The sequence below is a fragment of the Vibrio aestuarianus genome (assembly GCF_012395185.1).
GTDB classification, from domain to species: domain Bacteria; phylum Pseudomonadota; class Gammaproteobacteria; order Enterobacterales; family Vibrionaceae; genus Vibrio; species Vibrio aestuarianus.
On the sequence record NZ_JAAZTU010000002.1, the window covers coordinates 93,312 to 116,783 of the forward strand.

Annotated in this window: 22 protein-coding genes; 7 read left to right on the plus strand and 15 right to left on the minus strand. The window is 44.6% G+C overall.

Annotated elements, in window-relative coordinates:
- Positions 1 to 185: 185 nt before the first annotated feature.
- The 6 genes from HGG78_RS01315 to kefG form a co-directional block, all read right to left on the minus strand.
- Entirely contained in the window at positions 186 to 1,502 is a 1,317-nt protein-coding gene (locus tag HGG78_RS01315) for an adenylosuccinate synthase (RefSeq protein WP_172531859.1), read from the minus strand.
- A gap of 129 nt (positions 1,503 to 1,631) precedes the next feature.
- The gene (locus HGG78_RS01320; RefSeq protein WP_172531860.1) at positions 1,632 to 2,573 is read right to left on the minus strand and encodes an isoaspartyl peptidase/L-asparaginase family protein; all 942 of its coding nucleotides are present in this window, start codon (positions 2,571 to 2,573) and stop codon (positions 1,632 to 1,634) included.
- Between the two features lie 180 nt (positions 2,574 to 2,753).
- Complete coding sequence (gene slyD / locus HGG78_RS01325) at positions 2,754 to 3,359, minus strand: peptidylprolyl isomerase (protein WP_172531861.1); 606 nt, start codon at positions 3,357 to 3,359, stop codon at positions 2,754 to 2,756.
- 95 nt (positions 3,360 to 3,454) lie between these two features.
- Complete coding sequence (locus HGG78_RS01330) at positions 3,455 to 3,655, minus strand: YheV family putative zinc ribbon protein (RefSeq protein ID WP_053309534.1); 201 nt, start codon at positions 3,653 to 3,655, stop codon at positions 3,455 to 3,457.
- A gap of 30 nt (positions 3,656 to 3,685) precedes the next feature.
- Positions 3,686 to 5,488: a glutathione-regulated potassium-efflux system protein KefB gene (kefB, locus tag HGG78_RS01335; RefSeq protein ID WP_172531862.1), complete on the minus strand. Its 1,803-nt coding sequence runs from the start codon at positions 5,486 to 5,488 to the stop codon at positions 3,686 to 3,688.
- Positions 5,469 to 6,059, minus strand: coding sequence for a glutathione-regulated potassium-efflux system ancillary protein KefG (gene kefG, locus HGG78_RS01340; RefSeq protein WP_172531863.1), 591 nt, complete (start codon positions 6,057 to 6,059; stop codon positions 5,469 to 5,471). The genes kefB and kefG overlap by 20 nt, the downstream gene beginning before the upstream one ends.
- Positions 6,060 to 6,191: 132 nt before the next feature.
- Between kefG and HGG78_RS01345 the strand changes: the two genes are divergently transcribed.
- From HGG78_RS01345 to crp, 6 genes are all read left to right on the plus strand, one after another.
- Complete coding sequence (locus HGG78_RS01345) at positions 6,192 to 8,111, plus strand: ABC transporter ATP-binding protein (RefSeq protein WP_172531864.1); 1,920 nt, start codon at positions 6,192 to 6,194, stop codon at positions 8,109 to 8,111.
- Position 8,112: 1 nt separating this feature from the next.
- A complete protein-coding gene (locus HGG78_RS01350) occupies positions 8,113 to 8,592 on the plus strand; it encodes a TIGR02444 family protein (RefSeq protein ID WP_172531865.1) in 480 nt (159 codons plus the stop codon).
- A 59-nt stretch (positions 8,593 to 8,651) separates the two neighbouring features.
- Positions 8,652 to 9,629: a hydrolase gene (locus tag HGG78_RS01355; protein WP_172531866.1), complete on the plus strand. Its 978-nt coding sequence runs from the start codon at positions 8,652 to 8,654 to the stop codon at positions 9,627 to 9,629.
- A gap of 69 nt (positions 9,630 to 9,698) precedes the next feature.
- Positions 9,699 to 9,911 (plus strand): YheU family protein, encoded by a 213-nt coding sequence (locus HGG78_RS01360; RefSeq protein WP_053309540.1) that lies wholly within the window; start codon positions 9,699 to 9,701, stop codon positions 9,909 to 9,911.
- Between the two features lie 76 nt (positions 9,912 to 9,987).
- Complete coding sequence (locus HGG78_RS01365; RefSeq protein WP_053309541.1) at positions 9,988 to 10,857, plus strand: phosphoribulokinase; 870 nt, start codon at positions 9,988 to 9,990, stop codon at positions 10,855 to 10,857.
- Between the two features lie 242 nt (positions 10,858 to 11,099).
- The gene (gene crp, locus HGG78_RS01370; RefSeq protein ID WP_010318741.1) at positions 11,100 to 11,732 is read left to right on the plus strand and encodes a cAMP-activated global transcriptional regulator CRP; all 633 of its coding nucleotides are present in this window, start codon (positions 11,100 to 11,102) and stop codon (positions 11,730 to 11,732) included.
- An 85-nt stretch (positions 11,733 to 11,817) separates the two neighbouring features.
- Here crp and HGG78_RS01375 read toward each other — a convergent pair whose 3' ends face one another.
- From HGG78_RS01375 to HGG78_RS01390, 4 genes are all read right to left on the minus strand, one after another.
- A complete protein-coding gene (locus HGG78_RS01375) occupies positions 11,818 to 12,612 on the minus strand; it encodes a DUF1338 domain-containing protein (protein WP_172531867.1) in 795 nt (264 codons plus the stop codon).
- Between the two features lie 351 nt (positions 12,613 to 12,963).
- Positions 12,964 to 14,421: a succinylglutamate-semialdehyde dehydrogenase gene (astD, locus tag HGG78_RS01380; protein WP_172531868.1), complete on the minus strand. Its 1,458-nt coding sequence runs from the start codon at positions 14,419 to 14,421 to the stop codon at positions 12,964 to 12,966.
- Positions 14,422 to 14,449: 28 nt separating this feature from the next.
- Complete coding sequence (gene astA / locus HGG78_RS01385) at positions 14,450 to 15,469, minus strand: arginine N-succinyltransferase (RefSeq protein WP_053309544.1); 1,020 nt, start codon at positions 15,467 to 15,469, stop codon at positions 14,450 to 14,452.
- Positions 15,470 to 15,535: 66 nt separating this feature from the next.
- Complete coding sequence (locus tag HGG78_RS01390) at positions 15,536 to 16,747, minus strand: aspartate aminotransferase family protein (RefSeq protein ID WP_168520847.1); 1,212 nt, start codon at positions 16,745 to 16,747, stop codon at positions 15,536 to 15,538.
- A gap of 261 nt (positions 16,748 to 17,008) precedes the next feature.
- On the opposite strand from HGG78_RS01390, the gene HGG78_RS01395 reads away from it, so the two are divergent.
- The gene (locus HGG78_RS01395) at positions 17,009 to 17,152 is read left to right on the plus strand and encodes a hypothetical protein (RefSeq protein ID WP_172531869.1); all 144 of its coding nucleotides are present in this window, start codon (positions 17,009 to 17,011) and stop codon (positions 17,150 to 17,152) included.
- On the opposite strand, the gene HGG78_RS01400 is transcribed toward HGG78_RS01395, so the two are convergent.
- The 5 genes from HGG78_RS01400 to rpe form a co-directional block, all read right to left on the minus strand.
- Complete coding sequence (locus tag HGG78_RS01400) at positions 17,126 to 17,704, minus strand: aminodeoxychorismate/anthranilate synthase component II (protein WP_172531870.1); 579 nt, start codon at positions 17,702 to 17,704, stop codon at positions 17,126 to 17,128. The two genes, HGG78_RS01395 and HGG78_RS01400, sit on opposite strands and share 27 nt — an antisense overlap.
- A gap of 142 nt (positions 17,705 to 17,846) precedes the next feature.
- Positions 17,847 to 20,462, minus strand: a complete 2,616-nt coding sequence (locus HGG78_RS01405) for an ExeM/NucH family extracellular endonuclease (RefSeq protein WP_172531871.1) — start codon at positions 20,460 to 20,462, stop codon at positions 17,847 to 17,849.
- Between the two features lie 346 nt (positions 20,463 to 20,808).
- Complete coding sequence (gene trpS, locus HGG78_RS01410) at positions 20,809 to 21,825, minus strand: tryptophan--tRNA ligase (RefSeq protein ID WP_053309557.1); 1,017 nt, start codon at positions 21,823 to 21,825, stop codon at positions 20,809 to 20,811.
- Between the two features lie 138 nt (positions 21,826 to 21,963).
- Positions 21,964 to 22,650: a phosphoglycolate phosphatase gene (locus HGG78_RS01415; RefSeq protein ID WP_172531872.1), complete on the minus strand. Its 687-nt coding sequence runs from the start codon at positions 22,648 to 22,650 to the stop codon at positions 21,964 to 21,966.
- Between the two features lie 80 nt (positions 22,651 to 22,730).
- Positions 22,731 to 23,402, minus strand: a complete 672-nt coding sequence (gene rpe / locus HGG78_RS01420) for a ribulose-phosphate 3-epimerase (protein ID WP_053309559.1) — start codon at positions 23,400 to 23,402, stop codon at positions 22,731 to 22,733.
- Positions 23,403 to 23,472 lie beyond the last annotated feature (70 nt).

Here is a 23,472-nt window from a genome sequence, read left to right on the forward strand (position 1 = left end):
AATTATAGCCACTAATCGTTATAGGGCGGGGCTTGATAACTTTATCGGCGATAACGGCAAACTCTTTAGACAAAATTTGCCGTTAGTCGGCAATTTTCTGCCATATCGAGTTCAAAATATCATCATTACCGACATAAAAAAACCGACTTTAAAAGTCGGTTTTAAAAACGTTTATCTATCAACCATTAAACTGAAAATGGGTGAACTTTGATAATGGTTTCGTTACGATCAGGACCCGTTGAAATGATATCAATTGGCACACCAGTCAGTTCTTCAATACGTTTGATGTAATCAAGAGCCGCTTGAGGAAGGGCATCGATTGATTTAGCACCGAAAGTATTTTCAGACCAACCAGGCATTGTTTCGTAAATTGGCGTTACTTTTTCGTATGCATCAGCAGCCATTGGCGAAACTTCTAGTACAGAGCCATCTTCCATCTGGTAACCAGTACAGATTTTTAGCTCTTCTAGTCCATCTAGCACATCTAGCTTAGTTAGACAGAAACCAGTTACAGAGTTGATTTGAATTGCACGACGCATAGCGACAGCATCAAACCAACCAGTACGACGTAGACGACCAGTAGTTGCACCAAACTCGTGACCAACCGTACCTAGATGCTTACCAACTGGGTCTTGCTTATCTAGACCATCGTATAGTTCTGTTGGGAATGGACCTGCGCCAACACGTGTGCAGTATGCTTTTGCAATACCTAGAATATAACCTAGGTGACGAGGACCAAAACCAGAACCTGCAGCAACACCACCAGCCGTCGTGTTCGAAGACGTTACGTACGGGTAAGTACCATGGTCGATATCAAGAAGTGTACCTTGCGCACCTTCAAACATGATCTTGTCACCGCGCTTACGAGCTGCGTCTAGTTCGTCAGTAACGTCGATAACCATCGAAGTCAGTAGATCAGCATAGCCTTTAGCTTGCTCAAGTACTTCTTCGTAGCTTACTGCTTCTGCCTTGTAGTAATTAACTAGTGCGAAGTTGTGGTATTCCATAACTTCTTTTAGTTTTTCAGCGAATGTAGCCATGTCGAATAGGTCACCAACGCGTAGACCGCGACGAGCAACTTTATCTTCATAAGCAGGGCCGATACCACGACCAGTCGTACCAATTGCTTTTTTACCACGAGCGGTTTCACGCGCTTGGTCAAGTGCGATGTGGTAAGGAAGAATTAGAGGACAAGCTTCAGAAATGAAAAGACGTTCGCGGACTGGAATACCACGCTCTTCTAAAGGCTTCATTTCTTTGATTAGTGCATCTGGAGAAAGAACAACACCGTTACCGATGATGCATTTCACTTTATTGCGAAGGATGCCGGATGGAATTAAATGAAGAACGGTTTTTTCACCGTCGATTACAAGAGTGTGACCCGCATTATGGCCGCCTTGATAGCGAACAACATATTTTGCATCTTCAGTTAAAAGGTCTACGATTTTACCTTTACCTTCGTCACCCCATTGGGTGCCTAGAACGACTACGTTATTTCCCATCTTTCCAAGTCTGATTGCTAGTTAAAAAAGGATTCTAGCACCGAATCACTTTCCTTGCAGTCATTTTTTAAGCATAAAAATGTCATAAAAAATGACTTTATAAATCATTCAGTTATTTAGGCATCTAACTTATTCATCTGAATAGATTTTTACGGTTAATTCACCATTGACATCAATACAAGCTCGGTACATTCCTGAGCTGTTCATTGCAAAATGGATATCACCTTGCCCATCGATAGCGATCAAACCACCCTCGCCTCCCATCGTTTTTAACTCGCCTTGGATGATGGTTTCACACGCGGTATGAACGTCTTCTTTTAAATAACGCATCCTCGCTGCCACATCACCGGCAACCATTTTACGGATAAAGTATTCTCCCATGCCAGTGGTTGAAACTGCCACATTGCCATTTTCAGCCATTGTTCCGGCACCGATGATAGGGGAATCACCAACGCGACCAAATTTCTTATTAGTAATACCCCCCGTACTTGTCGCTGCAGCGAGGTTACCTTGCTTATCTAAAGCGACGGCTCCTACTGTGCCAAATTTTTTGTCGTCAGGGTATTTAGATTCCGACAGTGCAAATTGATCATTTTCTTTCATCGCGACCAATTGTTCATAGCGACGCTCGGTAAAAAAGTAGTCTTGTTCGATATATTGATAACCATTGGCAAAGGCAAACTCTTCCGCCCCATCACCAATCAAAAATACGTGTTCACTTGCTTTCATCACATCACGAGCCAACTCTATGGGGTTTTTGATATGACGAATACCAGCAACCGCCCCCGCATCCATATGTTGACCGTGCATCACTGAGGCATCCATTTCAACCATCTCTTTATTGGTTAAAACGGCACCTTTACCCGCATTAAATAGCGGTGAGTCTTCAAGCACTTTCACTGCTTCAACCGTCGCATCCAGTGCATCACCACCTTCAGCTAACACTCGATACCCAGCACGAACAGAAGCTTCAAGCGTTGCTAAAATCTCGCATTTTAATGATTCACTCATTTGTTCACGAAGTATTGTTCCAGCGCCACCGTGGATAGCGATAGCAAAAGGTTGTGACATGATAATTCCTTTTCTGATGGTAAGCGTTCTAACACGAAACTGAGTATCAATATAGACAAGCTATAGATGAAAAAAAAGCGCTAATCGCTAACACGATTAACGCCTTACATTCAAAAAATATTAACTAGAGCATATTTACGCTTTCTCAACGAAAGTAGTGCGATGTAAACCGATCAAATATTAGTGTGAACCGCAACCACCGCCACCACAGCAGCCTTCTTTTTTCTCACCGTGGTTGTGACCATGGCCTTCGCCGCCACAACAACCACCTTCATGGTCATGATCGTGGTCATGGTCGTGTCCACCACAACAACCACCTTCTTCTTGATGAAGGTGACCATGCTCAATTTCTTCTTCTGTTGCTGCACGCATCGCTACCACTTCAACATCAAAAGTCAGTGTTTGGCCTGCAAGCATGTGGTTACCATCAACCACGACTTCATCACCATCAACTTCTGTTACTTCAACAGGGATCGGACCTTGGTCTGTATCAGCAAGGAAACGCATGCCAACTTCAATTTGCTCAACGCCTTGGAACACTTCAGCAGGCACACGTTGAACTAGGTCATCGTTGTGCTCACCGTATGCATCTTCAGGAGCGATAGTTGCCGTGAATTTATCGCCGACTACTTTACCTTCCAATTGGTTTTCAAGACCTGTGATCAGGTTGTTGTGACCATGAAGGTAGTCAAGCGGTGCCTCAACAGTAGATTGGTCAACAACAATACCGTCTTCAAGTTTGACTTGGTAGGCAAGGCTTACAACTACGTTCTTTTCAATTTTCATAACAGCTCCAAGGAGTTTGGTTCCTAGGTTGTATGACTTAACCTAAGAATACGTTCAGTATGACGGTATTATGGGGATCTATTACAGAAACTCAATTATTCTGGTTTAAAAATACCAATCATCTCTTGCTTGGCATGTTCACTTTTTTCTACAGACTTGGGTTTGCGCTGCTCGTGATAGTCACATTCAACACATTCCACCAACTCTATATTGTTATCTACCCACCAGCGAAGTGTGTCTTGCGACTGGCATTTTGGGCAACTAGCCCCAGCGATGAAGCGTTTTTTCTGTTTCACGTTAAATCCTACGACTTATAATACTTTGAGTTATTGTTCCCAATAATGGCGAGACTGCCGGTCATTATCCATTTCTCGACCGAAAATTTCTTCCAATTCTTTACGCGCTTCTTTGGCCCGTAATGCAAGTTGTTTATCTTCATTATGTTGCGGTAATAGCTCTTTGAGCATAGCGCTATCAAGTTTTCGAAAATGCGCTTCCGCACGCTTGGCTTGATAAGGATGCATACCTAAATCAATCAAAGCTTGTCGCCCTAAATCCAGTGCGCCCAAGAAGGTTTCGCGAGAATATTTGTCCACACCATGGCTGAGCAGTTGATAGGCTTCCACTCGGCTGCGAGCCCTCGCCAATATTTTTAACTTGGGAAAATGTTGTTGGCACAGCTCGACGATTTTCACCACTTCATCAGGCGCATCAGTACAAATAACTATCGCTTCGGCTTCATCTGCACCAGCTGCACGTAACAGCTCGAGCTGAGTTGCATCACCGTAAAACACCTTATAACCGTATTTTCGCAGCAACTTTATTTGGCTCGCATCACTTTCTAACACGGTAATTTTGATTTTGTTGGCATACATTAAACGCCCAACTATTTGCCCAAAACGTCCAAAACCAGCGATGATGACACGAGGCTCTTTATTCACCACATCAGATGTCATCTCCACCTCACTGGTCGTATTGAGTTTTCTTGCAAACCAACGTTTTTGTGCGTTCAGTAATAAAGGCGTCGTCACCATAGACAAACTCACTACGACCAATAAAAATGCAGACTGATCTGACTGCAACAAGCCTTCAGCACTTGCCGCCGTAAAAATAACAAAAGCAAACTCACCACCTTGGCTAAGAATCGCCGCCATTTTACTGCGCGCTTTAGCTCGAGTTCCCGACAAACGCGCCAACAGATACAAAATCAATCCTTTAGCTGTAACCAACCCCACTACCGCAAGTAGAATTTTAACGGGTTCAAGCGCCAACAACCCTAGATTGACCGCCATACCAACGGCAATAAAGAACAACCCAAGCAGCAAGCCTTTAAATGGCTCAATCGCAATTTCCAGTTCATGACGAAACTCGCTTTCAGCGAGCAGCACGCCCGCAAGGAAAGTACCTAACGCCATTGAAAGCCCTAATTGCTGCATCAACAGCGCAATGCCAATTACCAGCAATAGCGCAGCAACAGTGAATAGCTCTCGTACACCACTGGCAACAATGTATCGAAACAAAGGACTGAGCAGAAAATGGCCGCCAACCAGCAAACCAGCAATACCGCCAAACATCCACGCCACATCGAGCCAACTTCCAGCACCATTACCGGCAAGTACAGGTAACAGCGCTAACATCGGGATGACGGCAATATCTTGGAATAACAGCACCGCAAAGCCAGATTGCCCAGTCTCACTGCGCGCCAGACCTTGCTCATCAATTACCCGTAGTGCAATAGCGGTAGAAGAGAGCGCCAACCCCATGCCGATCACTACACTGCTTTGCCATCCCACATCAAATGCATACGCGATGCAGGCAATGACCAAAGTGGTCACCACAACCTGCGCGCCGCCGAGTCCAAGAATTGGCCCGCGCATTTGCCATAATTTTTTAGGATTCAGCTCTAAGCCAATAAGAAATAGCAGTAACACCACGCCAAATTCAGCGAAGTGCAAAATCGCCTCAACATCATTGATTAACCCAAGCCCCCAAGGACCAATGGCGACACCGGCTAACAAATAGCCCAATACGGAACCTAATCCTGCTCTCTGAGCGATAGGAACAGCAACAACCGCTGCGGTGAGAAATACCACACTGCTTTGTAAAAAATCACTGGTGAGTGCTGCCATCCAACGCTCCTTGTGTGGTTAAAGGGTTAAGCAACCAATTACGGTAATCTTGCGCATGTTGATAGCGCTCTGCGTCACTCACATTTCGAGCCCAGTAAAGCACCAGCGGTTCCATCCAATTCATGCAGCATAACGCTGCGGTTAACTCGAAGGGTTGCAGAATCTGGTCAAGTGGATATTTGTTGTACCCTTTCTCATCAAATGCATCTTGCTTACCCCCGGTAGTAATAACACTGCGCCAATATTTACCATGTAGCGATGTCTTATTACCGAAGGCAAATCCTTTGGTTAAGACACGGTCAAACCACTCCTTTAATAAAGCAGGACACGAATACATATAAAGAGGATGCTGAAAGACAATGACGTCATGGGCAAGCAAGCGTTGCTGCTCGGCTGTGACATCAATAAAAAAATCCGGATACGTTGCGTACAAGTCATGCACGGTAACGTGTTGCAATGAAGAGATACCATGCAACATGGTTTGATTAGCAATCGAATTGAGCGGCTCAGGGTGTGCGTAAATCACCAAGACTTTGGGTGTTGAGTGGCAAGAGGGTGTTGTCTCAGTCATTCCTTTGCTGTGCCCCGATAGTTATCAACATGTTACTAAGCATCATAACGCAATTTGCATAATGATCGACATTTATCCTTATCACCCTTACTATTCCACGCGATAACATTTCGATATGAAAAATAGATTTTTATGATTACCTTCTCTGATATTCAGTTACTACGCGGCGGAAAACCGTTGCTTGAGCAAGCTTCGGCTACCATCCACCCAGGTGATAAAGTTGGCTTGGTTGGAAAAAATGGCTGCGGTAAGTCCACATTATTTGCCCTACTTAAAGATGAGCTTTCGATTGATGCTGGCTCATTCAGCAAACCTGCTTATTGGGAGCTAGCATGGGTCGCACAGGAAACACCGGCTCTTGAACGTAATGCGATTGAATATGTGATCGATGGTGATCGTGAATATCGCGCGCTAGAAAAACAGCTGCTCGAAGCAGAGCAAACGGATAACGGCACCTTGGTCGCCGAATTGCACGGAAAAATTGAAACCATTGGCGGCTATAGCATTCGTGCCCGCGCCTCTGAATTACTTGATGGGCTTGGTTTTAGCCAAGAACAAATGGGCTGGGATTTGACCCAATTTTCCGGTGGTTGGCGTATGCGGCTAAACTTAGCGCAAGCGCTATTGTGCCGCTCTGATTTACTGCTGCTTGACGAACCCACTAACCACTTAGATTTAGACGCAGTAATGTGGCTAGAACGCTGGTTACAAAGCTACCCAGGCACGTTAGTTTTGATTTCCCATGATCGTGACTTTTTAGACCCTATTGTGGGGCGCATTATCCATATCGAAAATCAAACCATGAACGAATACACCGGTAACTATTCATCGTTTGAAAATCAGCGTGCGCAGAAATTGATCTTGCAACAAGCCATGTTCCAAAAGCAGCAAAAGCAAATGGCACACATGCAAAGTTATATTGATCGCTTCCGTTATAAAGCTTCGAAAGCCCGTCAAGCGCAAAGCCGTATTAAAGCATTAGAGCGGATGGAAAAAGTGCTACCAGCACAATTTGATAACCCATTCAGTTTCGAATTTCGAGAACCATCAGCCCTACCCAACCCAATAATGATGATGGATGAGGTTTATGCAGGTTATGGGGATAACTTAATTCTTGAGAAAATTCGCCTCAACCTAGTACCTGGTAGTCGTATCGGGCTGCTTGGGCGTAATGGCGCTGGTAAATCGACCCTGATCAAATTGTTGTCAGGGGAGCTAAAACCAAAAGGTGGCGATCTCACCTATTCTCAAGGGGTTAAAATTGGCTACTTTGCTCAGCATCAACTGGAAACCCTGCACCCACAAGAAACACCGTTGCAGCATATGATGCAAATTGCGCCAGACAAAAATGAACTGGAGTTGCGTAACTACCTCGGCAGTTTTGGCTTTCAGGGTGATAAAGCACTGGAGAAAGTTGCGCCTTTCTCTGGTGGTGAAAAAGCACGCTTGGTTTTGGCACTGATCGTTTGGCAAAAACCAAACTTATTACTACTCGATGAACCAACCAACCACCTAGATTTAGACATGCGCCAAGCGTTGACGTTTGCCCTGCAAACTTTTGAAGGTGCCATGGTTATCGTCAGCCATGACCGCTACTTACTGCGCGCCACAACCGATGATTTGTACCTAGTGCATGATCGCCAAGTTGCCCCTTTTGATGGTGACTTATCAGACTACTACAAATGGTTAACCGAGCAGCAAAAAGCAGAGCGAAGAGAAGCACAATCTCAGCAGCCCGCCAAAGATAGCAGCAATAGCGCCGCAGCGAAGAAAGATCAAAAACGCCGTGAAGCGGAGTTTCGTAAACAAACCGCGCCAATTCGCAAAAAACTGACACAACTTGAAGATAAAATGGATAAGTTGAATGCCTCACTGGCACAAGCTGAAGAGCAATTATCCGACACTTCACTGTATGAAGCTGAAAATAAGGCTAAACTTACAGAAGTTCTCGCCCTTCAAGCTAGTAGTAAATCGGCACTTGAAGAGGTCGAAATGGAATGGATGGCAGAGCAAGAAATCCTTGAACAGCTAGAACAGGAATTCAGTAGTTAACATGAGTAAAGAGCACGTACGAATATCTCTCACATTAGAGCGCCTGTGGCAATTCAGTTTGCAATATTACAGTGTGCGCGAAGTGAAAGAAGCGTGCTTAAGCTTACAGAATAACTACCACGGTAATGTAAACTTGTTGCTTCTTTTAAAATGGCTCGACGAGCAACAAGTTTCTTTTGCTGAGCACCATTGGCAAACCGTACAAGATTGCCTTAGCCGCTCTGAAACCTTGCTTCATAGCTACCGAGACTTACGTCGCCGACTAAAAACGAACCTACCAGACACCCTATATCGTGAAGCGCTGCAATTCGAATTACAGCTCGAAAAGCAGCAACAGTCTGATTTAGTCGACTGCATCAGCGCATTACCATTAACAAATAATACTGGTCAGCCTCTCACACAACGCTACTGCCGCTTATTGGCTGCTGAACATCTGTGTCGTGCATTCGCTGAACCAGCACCACAATCTGGAAAAGCATAACCCAGCGAATTATCTGTTTCGTGTATACTCTTTCGTATCCTACATAAACCTTATTCCCTATGACTCAATTTATCGCGGCCACTGGGCTTAAAAATCCTCACTTACAAACGCTCATACCACGTTTATTGCGTAAAAAAGCACGTTTTGAACCGCTGTGGCAAACCTTGCCTACCGATGATGGTGATTTTCTTGATTTGGCGTGGAGCGAAGATGGGCATGCAGAACAAAGTAAAGACAAACCGTTGTTCGTTCTGTTTCATGGGTTAGAAGGAAGCTTTTATAGCCCTTACGCTAACGGGTTAATGCATGCGTTCGCCGAAAGTGGTTGGCTATCGGTAATGATGCATTTTCGCGGCTGTAGCGGTAAACCGAATCGCCTTGCGCGGGCTTACCATTCAGGCGAGATAGAAGATGCTCGTTTTGTTCTACAATATTTACGCGAACAACATGTAGGGCGACCTATCGTCGCGGTAGGTATATCGCTTGGTGGTAACATGCTGGCCAATTATCTGGCTGAATATCACGAAGACCCTATTGTCGATGCTGCAACAATCGTTTCAGCACCGCTCGATCTCGCCGCCTGTTCACAACGCATTGAGCAAGGATTTTCAAAGCTCTACCGTGACTATTTACTCTCCTCGCTAAAAAGTAACGCGCTGAAAAAACATCACCTCTTACAAGATGTACTTGACCTATCTTCTTGTCAGATCAGCAGCATTAAAAAACTGTATCAATTCGATGATTTAATCACCGCCCCCTTGCATGGTTTTAAAGATGCTCATGACTATTATCAACAATGTTCTGGGCTACATAAACTCAAGCAGATCCGCGTACCATTGCAAGTCATTCATGCTAAAGACGACCCATTCATGACCGATGCAGTGATTCCCAAATTCGTTTTACCGGAAAATATCGACTACCGCTTATTTAACCAAGGTGGCCATGTCGGCTTTATTTCAGGCAGTGCATTAAAACCCACTTTTTGGCTGGAACAAGCCTTACCAGCCTACTATGAAAGCCTGTGTACACCGTCATAAAATAGCTGCCATCAAAGTGCGATTTAGGGTATAACTGCCAGCCTTCAACATGACAGTTAAGAGGTCGTCATGATTATTCCTTGGCAACAAATTGCTCCTGATACACTCGATAATCTCATTCAAGAATTTGTCTTACGTGAAGGAACAGATTACGGTGAACAAGAGATATCTTTGCAACAAAAAATCGAACAAGTGAAGCAGCAGTTAGCGAGTGGTGAAGTTGCCATCGTCTATTCTGAATTGCACGAAAGTGTCGATATTCAAGTACGTAAATCGTTTTAGCGCACCGCAATCTCATCTTTCCGTGCTATATTGCGACAATAAATAACAAGTACGTTACATAAAGACAGGGTTTGTCATGTCAGCAAAACATCCGATCATAGCCGTCACGGGCTCATCCGGTGCCGGTACTACCACAACCTCTGAAGCGTTTCGCAAAATGTTCAATATGATGAGCATTAAACCTGCTTGGGTTGAAGGCGATAGCTTCCACCGTTTCACACGTCCAGAAATGGACGTAGAGATCCGTAAAGCACGAGAGCAAGGCAAGCACATCAGTTATTTTGGTCCTCAGGCTAATGATTTTGGCGCATTGGAAGAGTTTTTTCGCCAATACGGCAAACTAGGAACAGGGCAAGTTCGTCGCTACCTGCATTCATTTGATGAAGCCGTTCCCTATAACCAAATGCCAGGAACGTTTACTCCATGGCAAGATTTGCCAGAAAATTCTGATGTTATGTTCTACGAAGGGTTACATGGTGGTGTGGTCGATGGTGATGTCAACGTGGCTCAACATGTCGATTTTTTGATTGGCATGGTGCCGATTGTTAACCTGGAGTGGATCCAAAAATACGTGCGTGATACGCGCGATCGCGGTCATTCACGCGAAGCAGTAATGGACTCGATTGTTCGCTCGATGGACGACTACCTCAATTACATTACTCCACAGTTTTCTCGCACCCATATTAACTTCCAGCGCGTGCCCACAGTCGACACCTCAAACCCGCTCAACGCAAAGGGTATCCCCAGTTTGGATGAAAGCTTCGTGGTGATAAGGCTACGCGGCATTAAGAATGTCGATTTCCCCTATTTACTAGCCATGATTGATGGTTCATTTATGTCGCGCCATAACACCATCGTTGTTCCTGGTGGCAAGATGAGTTTTGCCATGGAGCTGATTGTTCGCCCTATCCTGCAACAATTAATTGAAACAGGGAAAATTGGATAATATTTTTGCACTTTTTACGGTTACTTTTCATACCGTGATCATGTGCACATTTTTGCTTAAATTATCGTGTGGTCGACACGATTAAAATCAAGAAATCGTTTCCGAAAAAGGATACTATTCTTAACCGAAACACAAGTTAGCTTGCAGCACTTGTAAAGTGCTCTTATCCTAGTAAGTCAATTTAAAGGCTTAGCTAAAATATGGAAAGCAGCAAGCGTACCCTGCAGAGGAAGTGAGATATTATGGTTCTAGGTAAACCTCAAACCGACCCAACACTAGAGTGGTTTCTTTCACACTGTCATATTCATAAGTACCCATCAAAAAGCACGCTGATCCACGCGGGCGAGAAAGCTGAAACGTTGTACTACATCGTTAAAGGTTCTGTTGCGGTTCTTATTAAAGACGAAGAAGGTAAGGAGATGATCCTTTCTTACCTAAACCAAGGTGACTTTATCGGTGAACTTGGTCTATTCGAAGAAGACCAAGAACGTACCGCTTGGGTTCGTGCTAAATCTCCTTGTGAAGTGGCAGAGATTTCATTTAAGAAATTCCGTCAACTTATCCAGGTGAATCCAGATATTCTAATGCGCCTATCTGCTCAGATTTCACGTCGTTTACAAGTGACTAGTCAAAAAGTAGGTGACCTTGCGTTCCTTGACGTAACGGGCCGTATTGCTCAAACGCTACTAAACCTAGCGAAACAACCTGACGCAATGACTCACCCAGATGGCATGCAAATCAAGATCACCCGTCAAGAAATCGGTCAAATCGTTGGCTGTTCTCGTGAAACAGTTGGTCGTATTTTGAAAATGCTAGAAGAGCAGAACCTAATTTCTGCACACGGTAAAACTATCGTGGTATACGGAACTCGTTAATTTCAATAGAAATTGAGAGACTGAATCGATAAAGCCACCTTGGGAAACTCAGGTGGCTTTTTGTTGGCAAAGACTCAGTACAATTTTATTGCATATCAGTGCTTTCAAAAATCTTGTCAGCTGAAGCGGCAACAAACCCGCTATACAACTCACCGTTTGCCATTGGATAGCGTTTGGCAAACTCGTAAAAACCGCCCGGAATCATCTCAACACCATCACTAAATTGCACCGGTACTTTATCTGCCATGGTGGAAGATTGTTCTAGCAGCACCTCTGGCGTGCCTTTCACTTCTCCGCCATTTTCATTAATAACAAAGCCAGCTTGGCGAAGGTGATCATTCACCGATTTGACTTCATTAAACGCATTCAACTGGTTAACACTAACGGTAAAATGATTGGCCCCATAGCCATGAGCTGCCAACCATGCGGCGTATTCACTTTCCTGAGCCAAAGTGAGGTAATCGCTATGGGCTATCTGCCATAATCGACCACTATACAAAAAGTCGCTACTGGTGAGTTTGTCGCTATCTACTTGCTCTACCAGTTTGGCTACAATCGCTTGCAACTCAGGTGAGCACTCTGCCACTTTTAGCTCACTAATGAAAACCTTAGGTTGCGTTGGATCAGGATGTTCATAGTGCTTCGCGACTAACTTCTTACTTTCAAATTGATAATCACCACACGCTGTATAACCTAATGCTAAAAAAGGCTTAGCCAGTGTTTCAATCCCCAGGGGAGCAACATTAAAGGTTCGTAAAGCGATATGATCATTGATCAGAGCTTCATCTTCTTGAAGCAATTGATGAACTTTGTCAGCCGAAGGACAAAGACGTTGAATATAGTCATTCCATAGCGATTGAAATAAAACGGTTGGCATCATAACGCCTCCTTGTCAGCAATGTGTCTAGCAAGCGATATACCTTGAGTATGTATAAAGCCTTAGTTTCAGTATGAGGTTATTGGATAAATATTGCTGCTTAATATTTATTGAAACGATTCAGAAAATATATCCAGCGGCAATTCAACCTGTGACGTTAAGTTGTGTATTGATCCAGTTATCGGGATCTATACCCAAACCACTTGAAGTGGCAGGTAGGTGGCAAGTGAGTGAATCCCCATGAGCATAGACAAACTATGTGATTGGGGTGAGCAAACTTAGCCAACGCCGCTGTAACTTCAAGTAGAAAGGAGGTAAGCCTCTTCTATGAGAGGCTTTTTATTATTCCGTCGGTTATAGCTCAACCCCAGGGCTGAGAGTGGCAGGTAATTCTGTTGCCTGCCCTTCCATTGAAGCCATAGGGTATGCACAGTAATCAGCCGCGTAATAAGCACTCGGGCGCAAGTTACCCGATGCTCCCGGCCCACCAAATGGTGCATCACCACTCGCACCAGTTAATTGGCGATTACGGTTTACGATGCCAGCGCGGATATGATCAACAAAATAATCCCACTCGGCATCATCAGTTGATACTAAACCTGCAGACAAACCAAAACGGGTAGCATTGGCCAACTCAACCGCTTGCTCTAAAGTCTGATAGCGCACCACTTGTAATAACGGGCCAAAGTATTCTTCGTCAGGCAACTCACTAATAGCGGTTACGTCAATGATTCCTGGCGTAACAAATGCCGCTTGCAGCGGTTTGGCTTCCACCAAACTATAACCACCTAAAAATTGTAAATTAGCCTGCGCATTGAGAATAAATTGCGCGGCAGCTTGCGAGATTTGTGGCCCCATAAATGGCGCTGGATCGGCAAATGGTTGATCAATTCGTAGCTTTTGGGTTGCGGTGATCAATTTACTTAATAGCACATCACCTTTTTCACCGACAGGAACGTACAGGCGACGCGCGCAGGTGCAGCGCTGCCCTGCGCTAATGAAAGCCGATTGAATGATGGTGTATACCGCTGCATCTAAGTCACCATACTGCTCGGAGATCACCATCGGGTTGTTCCCGCCCATTTCAAGCGCCAGCATTTTGCCAGGTTGCCCGGCAAACTGACGATGCAGTAAATGCCCAGTGTTAGCACTGCCGGTAAATAGCAAACCATCAATACCTTTTGACTCGGCCAGAGCGATGCCTGTTTCTTTCGCCCCTTGTACAAGGTTGAGCACACCTGCTGGTAACCCTGCATCTTGCCACAGTTTCATGGCAAATTCGCCCATCCACGGGGTTTGCTCAGAAGGCTTAAACACCACGGTATTACCCGCTAAAAGAGCCGGAACAATATGACCATTCGGTAAATGTGCTGGGAAATTATAGGGACCAAATACCGCCATTACACCAAGTGGACGGTGACGCAGTACAATTTGGTTTCCCGCTGCCTCACGCGCACTTTCACCCGTACGATCATGATAAGCACGAATCGAAATAGCGATTTTGCCGGCCATCGCCGCCGCTTCAGTACGAGTTTCCCAAATAGGTTTACCAGTTTCTTTGGCGATGATCTGTGCGATTTCTTCACTGTGTTCTTTTACTTTCTCAGCAAAGGCCAACACGTATTGCTCACGTTCAGCAAAGGAGCGCTTTTTCCATTCAACAAAGGCACTTCTTGCTGCACTCACTGCGTCTTCTACTTGCGCTGGCGTTGCGCTATCGCCTTGCCAAATCGTTTGGTCATTATAGGGGCTGAGCGATACCATTGGCTCACCTTGGCCAGCTAACCACTCACCTGCAATCCACTGAGTCATATTTCTATCCTTACATCAAAAAGCTGGCTTACTGCGCCAAAATTCGAACTAAATCGCCACTCTCTACTAAAAGCGCTTTTGCTACTTCAGGAGAGATAATCACCGTTTCGGTTTCACGGTTGTAAGCCCCTTTCGCTGCGGTAGCGCGAAAATCTTCAAATGAGGTATTACACACCAAATAATCTTGCGAACTAGAATGCTCTGCCACTTCGACCTTGGCGCGCATGGAATGACGTACCGACTCAACATTACGTAAGTCACACTCAACGGTTGGGCCGGCATCAAAAATGTCGACATAATTGCGGCAAGTAAACCCTTCACGTTCCAATAACTTAAGCGCTGGGCGCGTATTGTCATGCACTTGGCCGATGACAGCTTGCGCTTCTTTGCTCAGCAAGTTGACGTAAATAGGCAGCTTGGGCATCAGATCCGCGATAAACCCTTTCTTACCAATCCCTGTGAGGTAGTCGGCCATCGTGAAATCTATTGAAAAGAAATGCTCTTGCAACCATTGCCAAAACGGAGAGTTACCTTCGGCATCGGAAACACCGCGCATCTCCGCAAAAATGGTTTTTGAGAATCGATGGGGATGTTCGGCCATCATCAGAAAGCGGCATTTCGACATTAAGCGGCCATTAAGCCCTTGACGAAAATCAGGACGCAGAAAGAGCGTACAAATCTCACTACAACCGGTGTAGTTATTGCCAAATGTCAGCAGTTTTACCGTATTGTTCACCTTCAATTTAGGCGATGAATGAACAATCGTGCTGATATGATAAGAGTAGAAAGGCACATCCCAACCAATAGAAGCTTCAATACCCGTGGTACCAGCAACCTCTCCAGTTTCAGAATCAAACCCCACCATTAAATAACCTTCGTCTCCAGGCTCGGATACGTTGGGTTTAGTAAAGCTGTATTCAGAATGGGTAATACGATTGGTTAAAAGTTCTTCATTAACCGGTAGAGATGTGAATCCGTGACCTGATTCGACAGCGCAAGTGTGCAGCGCGTCATAGTCCGACATTGCGATAGGGCGAACAACTAGCATCAATACTTCCCTCCAGATGCTTGAAGTAGCCCAAGGCTTCCTACCTTGGGCTGCTAGGCTTTTTCACTACATGAGTGATGCAATAGCTTTATCGAGTTTTGCTAAGCCTTCTTCTATTTCTTGTTTTGTAATCACTAATGATGGCGTCATACGCACCACATTGGTTCCAGCAACCAACACCATCAAACCTTGTTTACCTGCCGCAACCAAAATGTCACGGGCACGGCCTTGCCACTCTTCATTCAGCGCGGCGCCGAGTAATAAACCTTTACCACGAACTTCACTGAAGATTTGGTACTTAGCATTAATTTCTGCTAGCCCTTGACGAAATAGAGCTTCGCGCTCTTTTACACCCGCTAACGTTTCTGGCTGGCTAACGAAATTAACGACTGCTTCAGCGACGGCGCAAGCTAATGGGTTACCGCCATAAGTTGAACCATGAGTCCCGACTTTTAGATGAGCAGCCAATTCATTGGTGGTGAGCATAGCGCCAATAGGGAAACCACCACCGAGTGATTTTGCAGTACTTAAAATATCAGGAGTAATGCCTAAACCTTGGTATGCGTAGAAATCTCCCGTACGACCATTACCTGTTTGTACCTCATCAAAGATAAGTAGAGCATTGTGTTTGTCACACAACTCACGCACCGCTTGAACAAACTCTGGCGTTGGCGACACAATGCCACCCTCACCTTGCAATGGCTCCATCATGACAGCACAAGTACGGTCTGACATATGGGCTTGTAGTGCCTCAATATCGTTATAAGCTAGGTGGGTCACATCGCCAGGCTTTGGACCAAATCCATCAGAATAAGCCGCTTGACCACCGACAGTAACGGTAAAGAAAGTACGTCCGTGGAAACCTTGTTTAAAGGCGATGATTTCTGATTTCTGCTCACCATGAACATCTGCAGCCCAACGACGAGCAAGCTTCAAAGCCGCCTCATTCGCTTCTGCACCAGAATTGGCAAAAAACACTTTTTCCGCAAAGCAGACTTCGGTTAATTTTTTCGCGAGACGCAACGCCGGTTCGTTAGTCATTACGTTGCTGAGATGCCACAACTTGTTCGCTTGCTCAGTTAAGGCACCAACCATCACTGGGTGACAATGGCCTAAACAACTCACGGCAATGCCACCAGCAAAATCGATGTATTCATTACCTTGCTGATCCCATACTCGAGAGCCTTGTCCCTTTACTGGGATCATTTCCATTGGGTTATAGCAAGGTACCATTACCTCATCAAATAAGCCGCGCTCTACATTCATTTCCACTGTCATTGCACATTCCCTCTCGATACCGCATGCCTAGCAGATTGCGATCTTTCCACAAAAACCTTGTGTGGAAGATATTGTTTTGCTTTTTAGCTAATGCAGCATTGTATTTACAAATTATTAACCATTTCAATAGTGGATTATTCTTTTATCACAACAATTTTGCCGATAATCCTCACTACGTATGATTATTTATGCATTAAGTAGACTCTTTTATGAAGTACTTTTTTACAAATAGTGAGAATAAATACAGCCAAGGCTTGAAGCATGGCGCTTAAAGTAAATTCGATAGGATATATGGCGAATAATTTTGCAAGCCTCACAGCCAACAAAAAAGATGAAGAAAATGTTAAGAAAGGTGATCGCAGTCAGGTTGAGAGAGGACTAACGACGCAAAAAATTAGCCAGTAATTGATGTCCCTGTTCGGTTTTGATTGATTCGGGATGAAATTGTACCGCATCGATGGCTAAGGTTTTATGTTGGTAGCCCATAATTTCGTCCATGCTCCCGTTGTCTAACTCTGTCCATGCAGTAAGCTCAAAGCAGTCAGGAAGCGAGTCGGACTTTACTACTAAAGAATGGTAACGAGTCACCGTCAAAGGGTTATTGAGACCATGAAATACGCTATTCCCTGTGTGACGAATAGCTGAGGTTTTACCATGCATCACTTTTCTGGCGCGAACGATCTGCCCCCCAAACACCTGCGCAATGGCTTGATGACCAAGACACACCCCTAAAATGGGTAACTTGCCAGCAAAGTGTTGTATCGCTTGCAAAGAGATACCGGCTTCATTCGGTGTACAAGGCCCGGGGGAGATAACTAGATGAGTAGGATTAAGTGTTTCAATACCTGCAATATCAATTTCATCATTGCGTACAACCTCTACTTCAACGCCCAATTCACAGAAGTATTGATACAAGTTGTAGGTAAACGAATCGTAGTTATCGATGATAAGTAGCATGGTAGGATCAGCACACTCAAAATTGGAAATCACTAGGGGCAGTATTGTGCAATACCACCAACGAAAGGCAAGTATTAAGTCGGTAAAGGTGAAAAATTAAGGCCAGCAAATGCCAGCCTTACTATTTACAAGTTTTAGCTCATCACTTACGACGTCGCCATGCACCGAAGCCAAGCAACGACATCAGTACACCTAAGCCTAATGAACCACCGTAGATATTCAGTTCGAGAACGGCTGGATCATGATCTGATGCACGGAAGTGATCACTGTATTTAGGTAAGTCACCTTTGAACTCATCGTTGTAATCAAACAGTGTTGATTCACCGCCATTGATGTGCCAATCGGTAGCATCTACCACTTTACCTTTCAGGCTTTTACTTACCAATAAGTGATCCAGTGCGCCAACTTCATCATTAAATGAATAACTCCAACTGTCTGGATGTTTCATCGCAACAGCATTGATGTAATCGTAGCTCTTAGTGATCACAGCACCGTCATCACCAAACTGCACAGCACCAGCAATGTAAGTATTACGAGCGGCTTTGATCTCTTTGCCATATTTCTCTGGACTGTAATCGGTCAGAACCAACATAGGGTCTTCCATGCCGTAAGAGTTCATATCACCCAAAATGACTTTATGCCCGTTGATTTTCTCAAGTGCTTCACCAAGTGCAACCGCTGCCGCGACACGGAAGTTTTCACACGCACCTTGGAAGTCTGCATCGTTGCCACCTTGTCCGCCTTGTTCAAGCGGTGCTGCATCTTCCCAACATTTAGAACCTTTTGATTTCAAGTGGTTAACAGCAACAGTGATTTTCTCATGACCCCCTTTCACTTTGAAAGTTGGTGCAAGCGTATCGCGTTGGTAGTTTTTACCATCTTCAAGCACTTTCCCTTTATCATCCAACACTTGTGGCGCTTGTTGGCTAGGCATTGGGATAACTCGGCTCTGCTGCAGTTTCACGACTTTCTCACGGTATATCACGCCAGTAGTGATCACATCCGTACCAATAGAATCAAGCTCATCAGTCACCCCATCATTATTTGAGTCAACCGCGACAAAAGTGTAGCGTTTCTTCTTATCCGCAATGCGTTGGTTTAATTGCTCAACCAACTGGCGAATCGCAGCACCTTCACCAAAACCGTTATTTTCAATTTCCATCAAACCGACGATATCAGCATCGAGACGCAAAATAGCATTGACGATTTTCTCTTGTTGAATCTCAAACTCAGCTAGATTATTCGCACCACGATTATCGCCGTGTAAATTCGTATCACCACCAAATGGCGAATTGAAATAGTTAAGCACGTTGAATGTTGCGATACGGAGATCACCTTCATCCATATCAGGCTTATTTGTGCGTGGGTCATTGCGTACAAAGTTATCTTGATTGATTTGGTTGGTGACCAACAGGCGATATTCGTTGTAACTGTATGACAACACACCTTCTAAGCCGACAATGGTGTCATCAATGCGAATGTAATCTTCTGTTGAGCCATTTTGATCAATATCACTACGACCAAACTCTGAATAGTATGGGATTTTTCCATCTGCTGCTTTTTGGTCTGATTCAACAAACAGGCGACGTTGAGCATTTTCGATACTTTGTTGTTTAGCTTGCTCTGAACCGGCAGCAAACAGTTGGTTTGGCTGCATGTTAATGCGCCCTTGAGCTAACACCATATTGTTACGACGACCAGCATAGTCATAGCCAAATGTGCGCGTCACGCGCATATCTAACGCTCGATCCGTTTTGACTAACATCCCCTCATAACGCTCTAAAGTTTGCTCAAAATTAGCGTCACTTGGCAGAATTTCTATTGCGGTCGCTTGAGGAGCTGCTTGTTGATCTTGCTTTACCCATTGATTATTTTCAGCTTTAAGCTGAGTAAGGTTGTAGTACTCTTGCACTTTACCTTTGACACACACCACATCGCCCGGCTTTAAATCTGAGCTTGATTGGTTGGTGTGCACAAATAGGCCTTCCGAAGTATTCGCGTTGTAGTCATCGTCTAGCGCTTGTAGGTAGAAGCCCTTGGTTAAACCTGTCGTTATCGCACTGACCACGCCTTTCACAAAGTAGTCTTGCTCTGTTATGTATGGATAACCATTGATGAAAGGCGACGTTGCCCCTTCACCTTGGATTTCTTGGATAGTAGTAAATACGGGGTCTGCACCGTCTTGCGTACAGGCAAATGCTGCCGGTGGTTCAACCGCATTTAATGCGCCTAAACCGTCGATATTATCTTTAGCCAGTGATGTCCATTGAGAAGTTTGATAAGTAGAAGAAGGCATCAGGCTATCAGCATTACGAACGAGGGTTTTATCTTTACCCCAATCAACATCGCCCATTTCACCCAACATGTCATGCACACTACCATCGGTATTAAGCAGTGCTACTGGGTCATCTCCGTTGAAATTAACTACCGTACCGTTATTTTCATCGCTCACTGTTTGAATAGCGCTGCTGGCACTTTCATGTGAAATCACTAATACATCATTAGCGGCAATGACTCGGCCAGTCAGTGGCAATTGTGTATCCCAACTACCACCGCCATTACTCGACTTAGCCAGAATGTAATTATCTAAGCTCACCGCTACATCACCAGTATTGGCTATCTCAATCGCTTTATTGAAGCTTCCACCCTCAACATATTGAGAAATAATAATTTCTGCATGAGCAGAAGCGACGAAAGTTGACCCTATTGCCAACGCTAGCAAAGTGCGGCTCAAGGGGGCTGTACGTTTCAATTCCATTGTTCACCTCTTTATTCCCTGCCATGTAACCAAAGTATTAAGCAAGGTGTTTTAAATCACGTTTATAAGTTTTGATTAATAAATTTGCGCGTACAGTGTTGTTGTTTTGTATGAAATGACAAAACATTCACAATTCATATCGAGATCAAACTCTCATAGTTAGAGTAAATACTTGAACCGAACGCAAACTTTCAACAGAGAAGGTAAATAGATTTGCCTACAGAATCATTACAGATTAATTAATATAATATTTGGCTGATTTTTGAGAGGAAAAATAAGGAAAGAGAAGTTGCAACTAACAAAAAGCCCCTAGAAAACTAGAGGCTTAAAAAGAGGTAAACTGAGTTTAAGGGCGAGTCACAAAACCTACCGCTTGGTAAGCTTTCTTCAACGTCACTGCAGCACGAGCTGATGCTTTTTCTGCGCCCGCTTTCATTACTGAATCTAGGTAAGCGCGATCTTCACGAATACGGGCGTACTCAGCTTGTACTGGTTCAAGCATCGCAACCAGAGCTTCACCCACATCTTTCTTAAATGGTCCGTACATTTCTACGCCTTGATATTGCGCTTCAATTTCAGCAAAGGTTTTACCTGTTGCCGCCGAGTACAAGCTCATTAAGTTCGAAATACCCGCTTTACTTTCGGTATCAAAAGCAATACGTGGCGGTGTTTCAGTGTCAGTCTGCGCTTTATTGATCTTCTTAATGATCGATTTTGGATCTTCAAGCAGAGTAATGACGTTCTTACGGTTATCATCCGACTTCGACATCTTCTTCGTCGCGTCTTGAAGGCTCATTACGCGTGCATTCACTTGTGGGATGTATGGCTCAGGAATGGTAAAGATTGGGTTTTCTGGGCTGTAGATATTATTAAAGCGTGTCGCGATATCGCGTGCCAGCTCAAGGTGTTGCTTTTGGTCACTGCCTACTGGCACTTGATGCGCTCCGTACAGCAGAATATCTGCTGCCATCAGCACTGGATAACCAAATAGCCCCGCATTCACATCATTCGCGTAACGTGCTGATTTGTCTTTAAACTGAGTCATACGGCTCAGTTCACCCATTTGCGTGTAACAGTTAAGAAGCCAACCCAATTGAGCATGCTCTGGTACATGTGACTGAACAAATAGCGTGCTCTTCTTAGGGTCAACACCAACAGCAAGACAAATTGATAATGCGTCTAAGGTTGCTTCATGCAATGCTTTCGGGTCTTGACGAACCGTGACAGCATGCAGGTCAACCACGCAATATTGGCAATCATAGTCATCTTGCATCTGTTGCCATTGACGTAGAGCACCCAAGTAGTTACCGATACTTAGTTCACCAGACGGTTGAACACCACTCAATACAATGGGTTTGCTCATGGGATGATTTCCTTGTTACTTAAAATGAGATAGGACTGAAAAAGTCTGTTAAAAAACCGCGCCAATTCAATCAAAGAATTGCGCGGTTATTGCAGTGTACTCATTGACGAGTATTTTACTAGCGTCTTGTGCTAACTTTTATGCAGAAACTGGTACTAAATCGAGCAACTGATCAATACAATCAGCGACATAATCCGGCTTTGAGTCAGAAATAGGCTCACCGTGGTTGTAACCGTAAGTTAAACCAAACGAGAAACAACCTGCATTTTTCGCCGCCAAGATATCGTTTTTAGAATCACCCACCATCAGCATATCGCTTGCTGTCATCTGGTGTTTATCCAACAACCAATTGAGCGCCATTGGGTCGGGTTTTTTGATTGGGAACGTATCACCACCAATAACATCGGCAAAAAAATCCGCAATACCATGCTGCGCCAGTACATCAGGGACAAATTTCGACGGTTTATTGGTCACCAAAGCCAGTGTGAAACCAGCTTTGTGTAACGCTGCTAAGGTCTCTTTCACCTGTGGATACAAATGGCTAAGCTTGTGACCCGTTTGTTCATAGAAGTCATCAAAACGCTCACGAGCGGTCGCTTTAACTTTGTCGCTCAATTCTGGATCGATGGTTAAGCTTTGGCTTAATGAACGAGCAATCAACACATCGGCGCCATTGCCAACGTAGTCACGAACTTGTAGCTCAGACACCGCCGGGTAACCTAACGATTGCACCGCTTGGTCAGCAGCAACAGCTAAATCTGGCACGCTATCAAGCAGTGTGCCGTCTAAATCAAAGGCAATTAATTTTATTGAGCTTAAAGACATCTTTATTTCCGAAAATAGGCCAAGGGCAGTAATAGATAAGGGGCATCAAGCCCCTTTGAATATGGTTATTATTGTGTAATTTAACCTGCGTTAGCTAGCTCTGCACGCATCTTATCAATCACGGCTTTGTAATCAGGCTCACCGAAAATGGCTGAACCCGCCACAAACATATCAGCCCCCGCTTCAGCGATTTCTTTGATGTTGTCTACCTTCACGCCACCATCGATTTCAAGGCGAATATCTCGGCCAGACTGTTCAATCAATTGACGAACCGCGCGCAGTTTATCCAATGTATGTGGAATGAAGGATTGACCACCAAAACCAGGGTTAACCGACATCAGCAAAATCATGTCCACTTTATCCATGATAAATTCGAGGTGAGAAAGCGGTGTTGCAGGGTTTAATACCACACCCGCTTTACAGCCGTGTTCTTTAATCAATTGCAAAGTGCGATCGACATGATCAGACGCTTCAACGTGGAAAGTAATCATCGAAGCGCCCGCTTTCGCGAAATCGGGGATGATGCGATCAACCGGTTTTACCATCAAATGCACATCAATCGGTGCCGTAATGCCGTAGTCACGCAGTGCTTTACAAATTGGCGCACCAAATGTCAGGTTAGGCACGTAGTGGTTATCCATAACATCAAAGTGAACTACGTCTGCCCCAGCTGCGAGCACTTTTTCAACGTCTTCACCAAGACGCGCAAAATCTGCAGAGAGAATAGATGGGGCAATAAGGAAATCTTTCATACCTGACCTCTTAGGCTAGTGAGAGCAAAATGCGTGATGAGCAAAATTCGCCCGCAATTCTACCTAAGCT

What these genes read in the sequence shown, in the direction of transcription:
- kefG (WP_172531863.1), bottom strand. Translation starts at nt 6,059, where the DNA reads ATGACTGAGACAACACCCTCTTGCCACTCAACACCCAAAGTCTTGGTG.
- HGG78_RS01405 (WP_172531871.1), bottom strand. Translation starts at nt 20,462, where the DNA reads ATGGAATTGAAACGTACAGCCCCCTTGAGCCGCACTTTGCTAGCGTTG.
- HGG78_RS01400 (WP_172531870.1), bottom strand. Translation starts at nt 17,704, where the DNA reads ATGCTACTTATCATCGATAACTACGATTCGTTTACCTACAACTTGTAT.
- trpS (WP_053309557.1), bottom strand. Translation starts at nt 21,825, where the DNA reads ATGAGCAAACCCATTGTATTGAGTGGTGTTCAACCGTCTGGTGAACTA.
- kefB (WP_172531862.1), bottom strand. Translation starts at nt 5,488, where the DNA reads ATGGCAGCACTCACCAGTGATTTTTTACAAAGCAGTGTGGTATTTCTC.
- HGG78_RS01350 (WP_172531865.1), top strand. Translation starts at nt 8,113, where the DNA reads ATGAGTAAAGAGCACGTACGAATATCTCTCACATTAGAGCGCCTGTGG.
- astA (WP_053309544.1), bottom strand. Translation starts at nt 15,469, where the DNA reads ATGCTAGTTGTTCGCCCTATCGCAATGTCGGACTATGACGCGCTGCAC.
- HGG78_RS01365 (WP_053309541.1), top strand. Translation starts at nt 9,988, where the DNA reads ATGTCAGCAAAACATCCGATCATAGCCGTCACGGGCTCATCCGGTGCC.
- HGG78_RS01395 (WP_172531869.1), top strand. Translation starts at nt 17,009, where the DNA reads ATGGCGCTTAAAGTAAATTCGATAGGATATATGGCGAATAATTTTGCA.
- rpe (WP_053309559.1), bottom strand. Translation starts at nt 23,402, where the DNA reads ATGAAAGATTTCCTTATTGCCCCATCTATTCTCTCTGCAGATTTTGCG.
- HGG78_RS01360 (WP_053309540.1), top strand. Translation starts at nt 9,699, where the DNA reads ATGATTATTCCTTGGCAACAAATTGCTCCTGATACACTCGATAATCTC.
- HGG78_RS01375 (WP_172531867.1), bottom strand. Translation starts at nt 12,612, where the DNA reads ATGATGCCAACCGTTTTATTTCAATCGCTATGGAATGACTATATTCAA.
- HGG78_RS01415 (WP_172531872.1), bottom strand. Translation starts at nt 22,650, where the DNA reads ATGTCTTTAAGCTCAATAAAATTAATTGCCTTTGATTTAGACGGCACA.
- astD (WP_172531868.1), bottom strand. Translation starts at nt 14,421, where the DNA reads ATGACTCAGTGGATTGCAGGTGAGTGGTTAGCTGGCCAAGGTGAGCCA.
- crp (WP_010318741.1), top strand. Translation starts at nt 11,100, where the DNA reads ATGGTTCTAGGTAAACCTCAAACCGACCCAACACTAGAGTGGTTTCTT.
- slyD (WP_172531861.1), bottom strand. Translation starts at nt 3,359, where the DNA reads ATGAAAATTGAAAAGAACGTAGTTGTAAGCCTTGCCTACCAAGTCAAA.
- HGG78_RS01345 (WP_172531864.1), top strand. Translation starts at nt 6,192, where the DNA reads ATGATTACCTTCTCTGATATTCAGTTACTACGCGGCGGAAAACCGTTG.
- HGG78_RS01320 (WP_172531860.1), bottom strand. Translation starts at nt 2,573, where the DNA reads ATGTCACAACCTTTTGCTATCGCTATCCACGGTGGCGCTGGAACAATA.
- HGG78_RS01355 (WP_172531866.1), top strand. Translation starts at nt 8,652, where the DNA reads ATGACTCAATTTATCGCGGCCACTGGGCTTAAAAATCCTCACTTACAA.
- HGG78_RS01390 (WP_168520847.1), bottom strand. Translation starts at nt 16,747, where the DNA reads ATGACAGTGGAAATGAATGTAGAGCGCGGCTTATTTGATGAGGTAATG.
- HGG78_RS01315 (WP_172531859.1), bottom strand. Translation starts at nt 1,502, where the DNA reads ATGGGAAATAACGTAGTCGTTCTAGGCACCCAATGGGGTGACGAAGGT.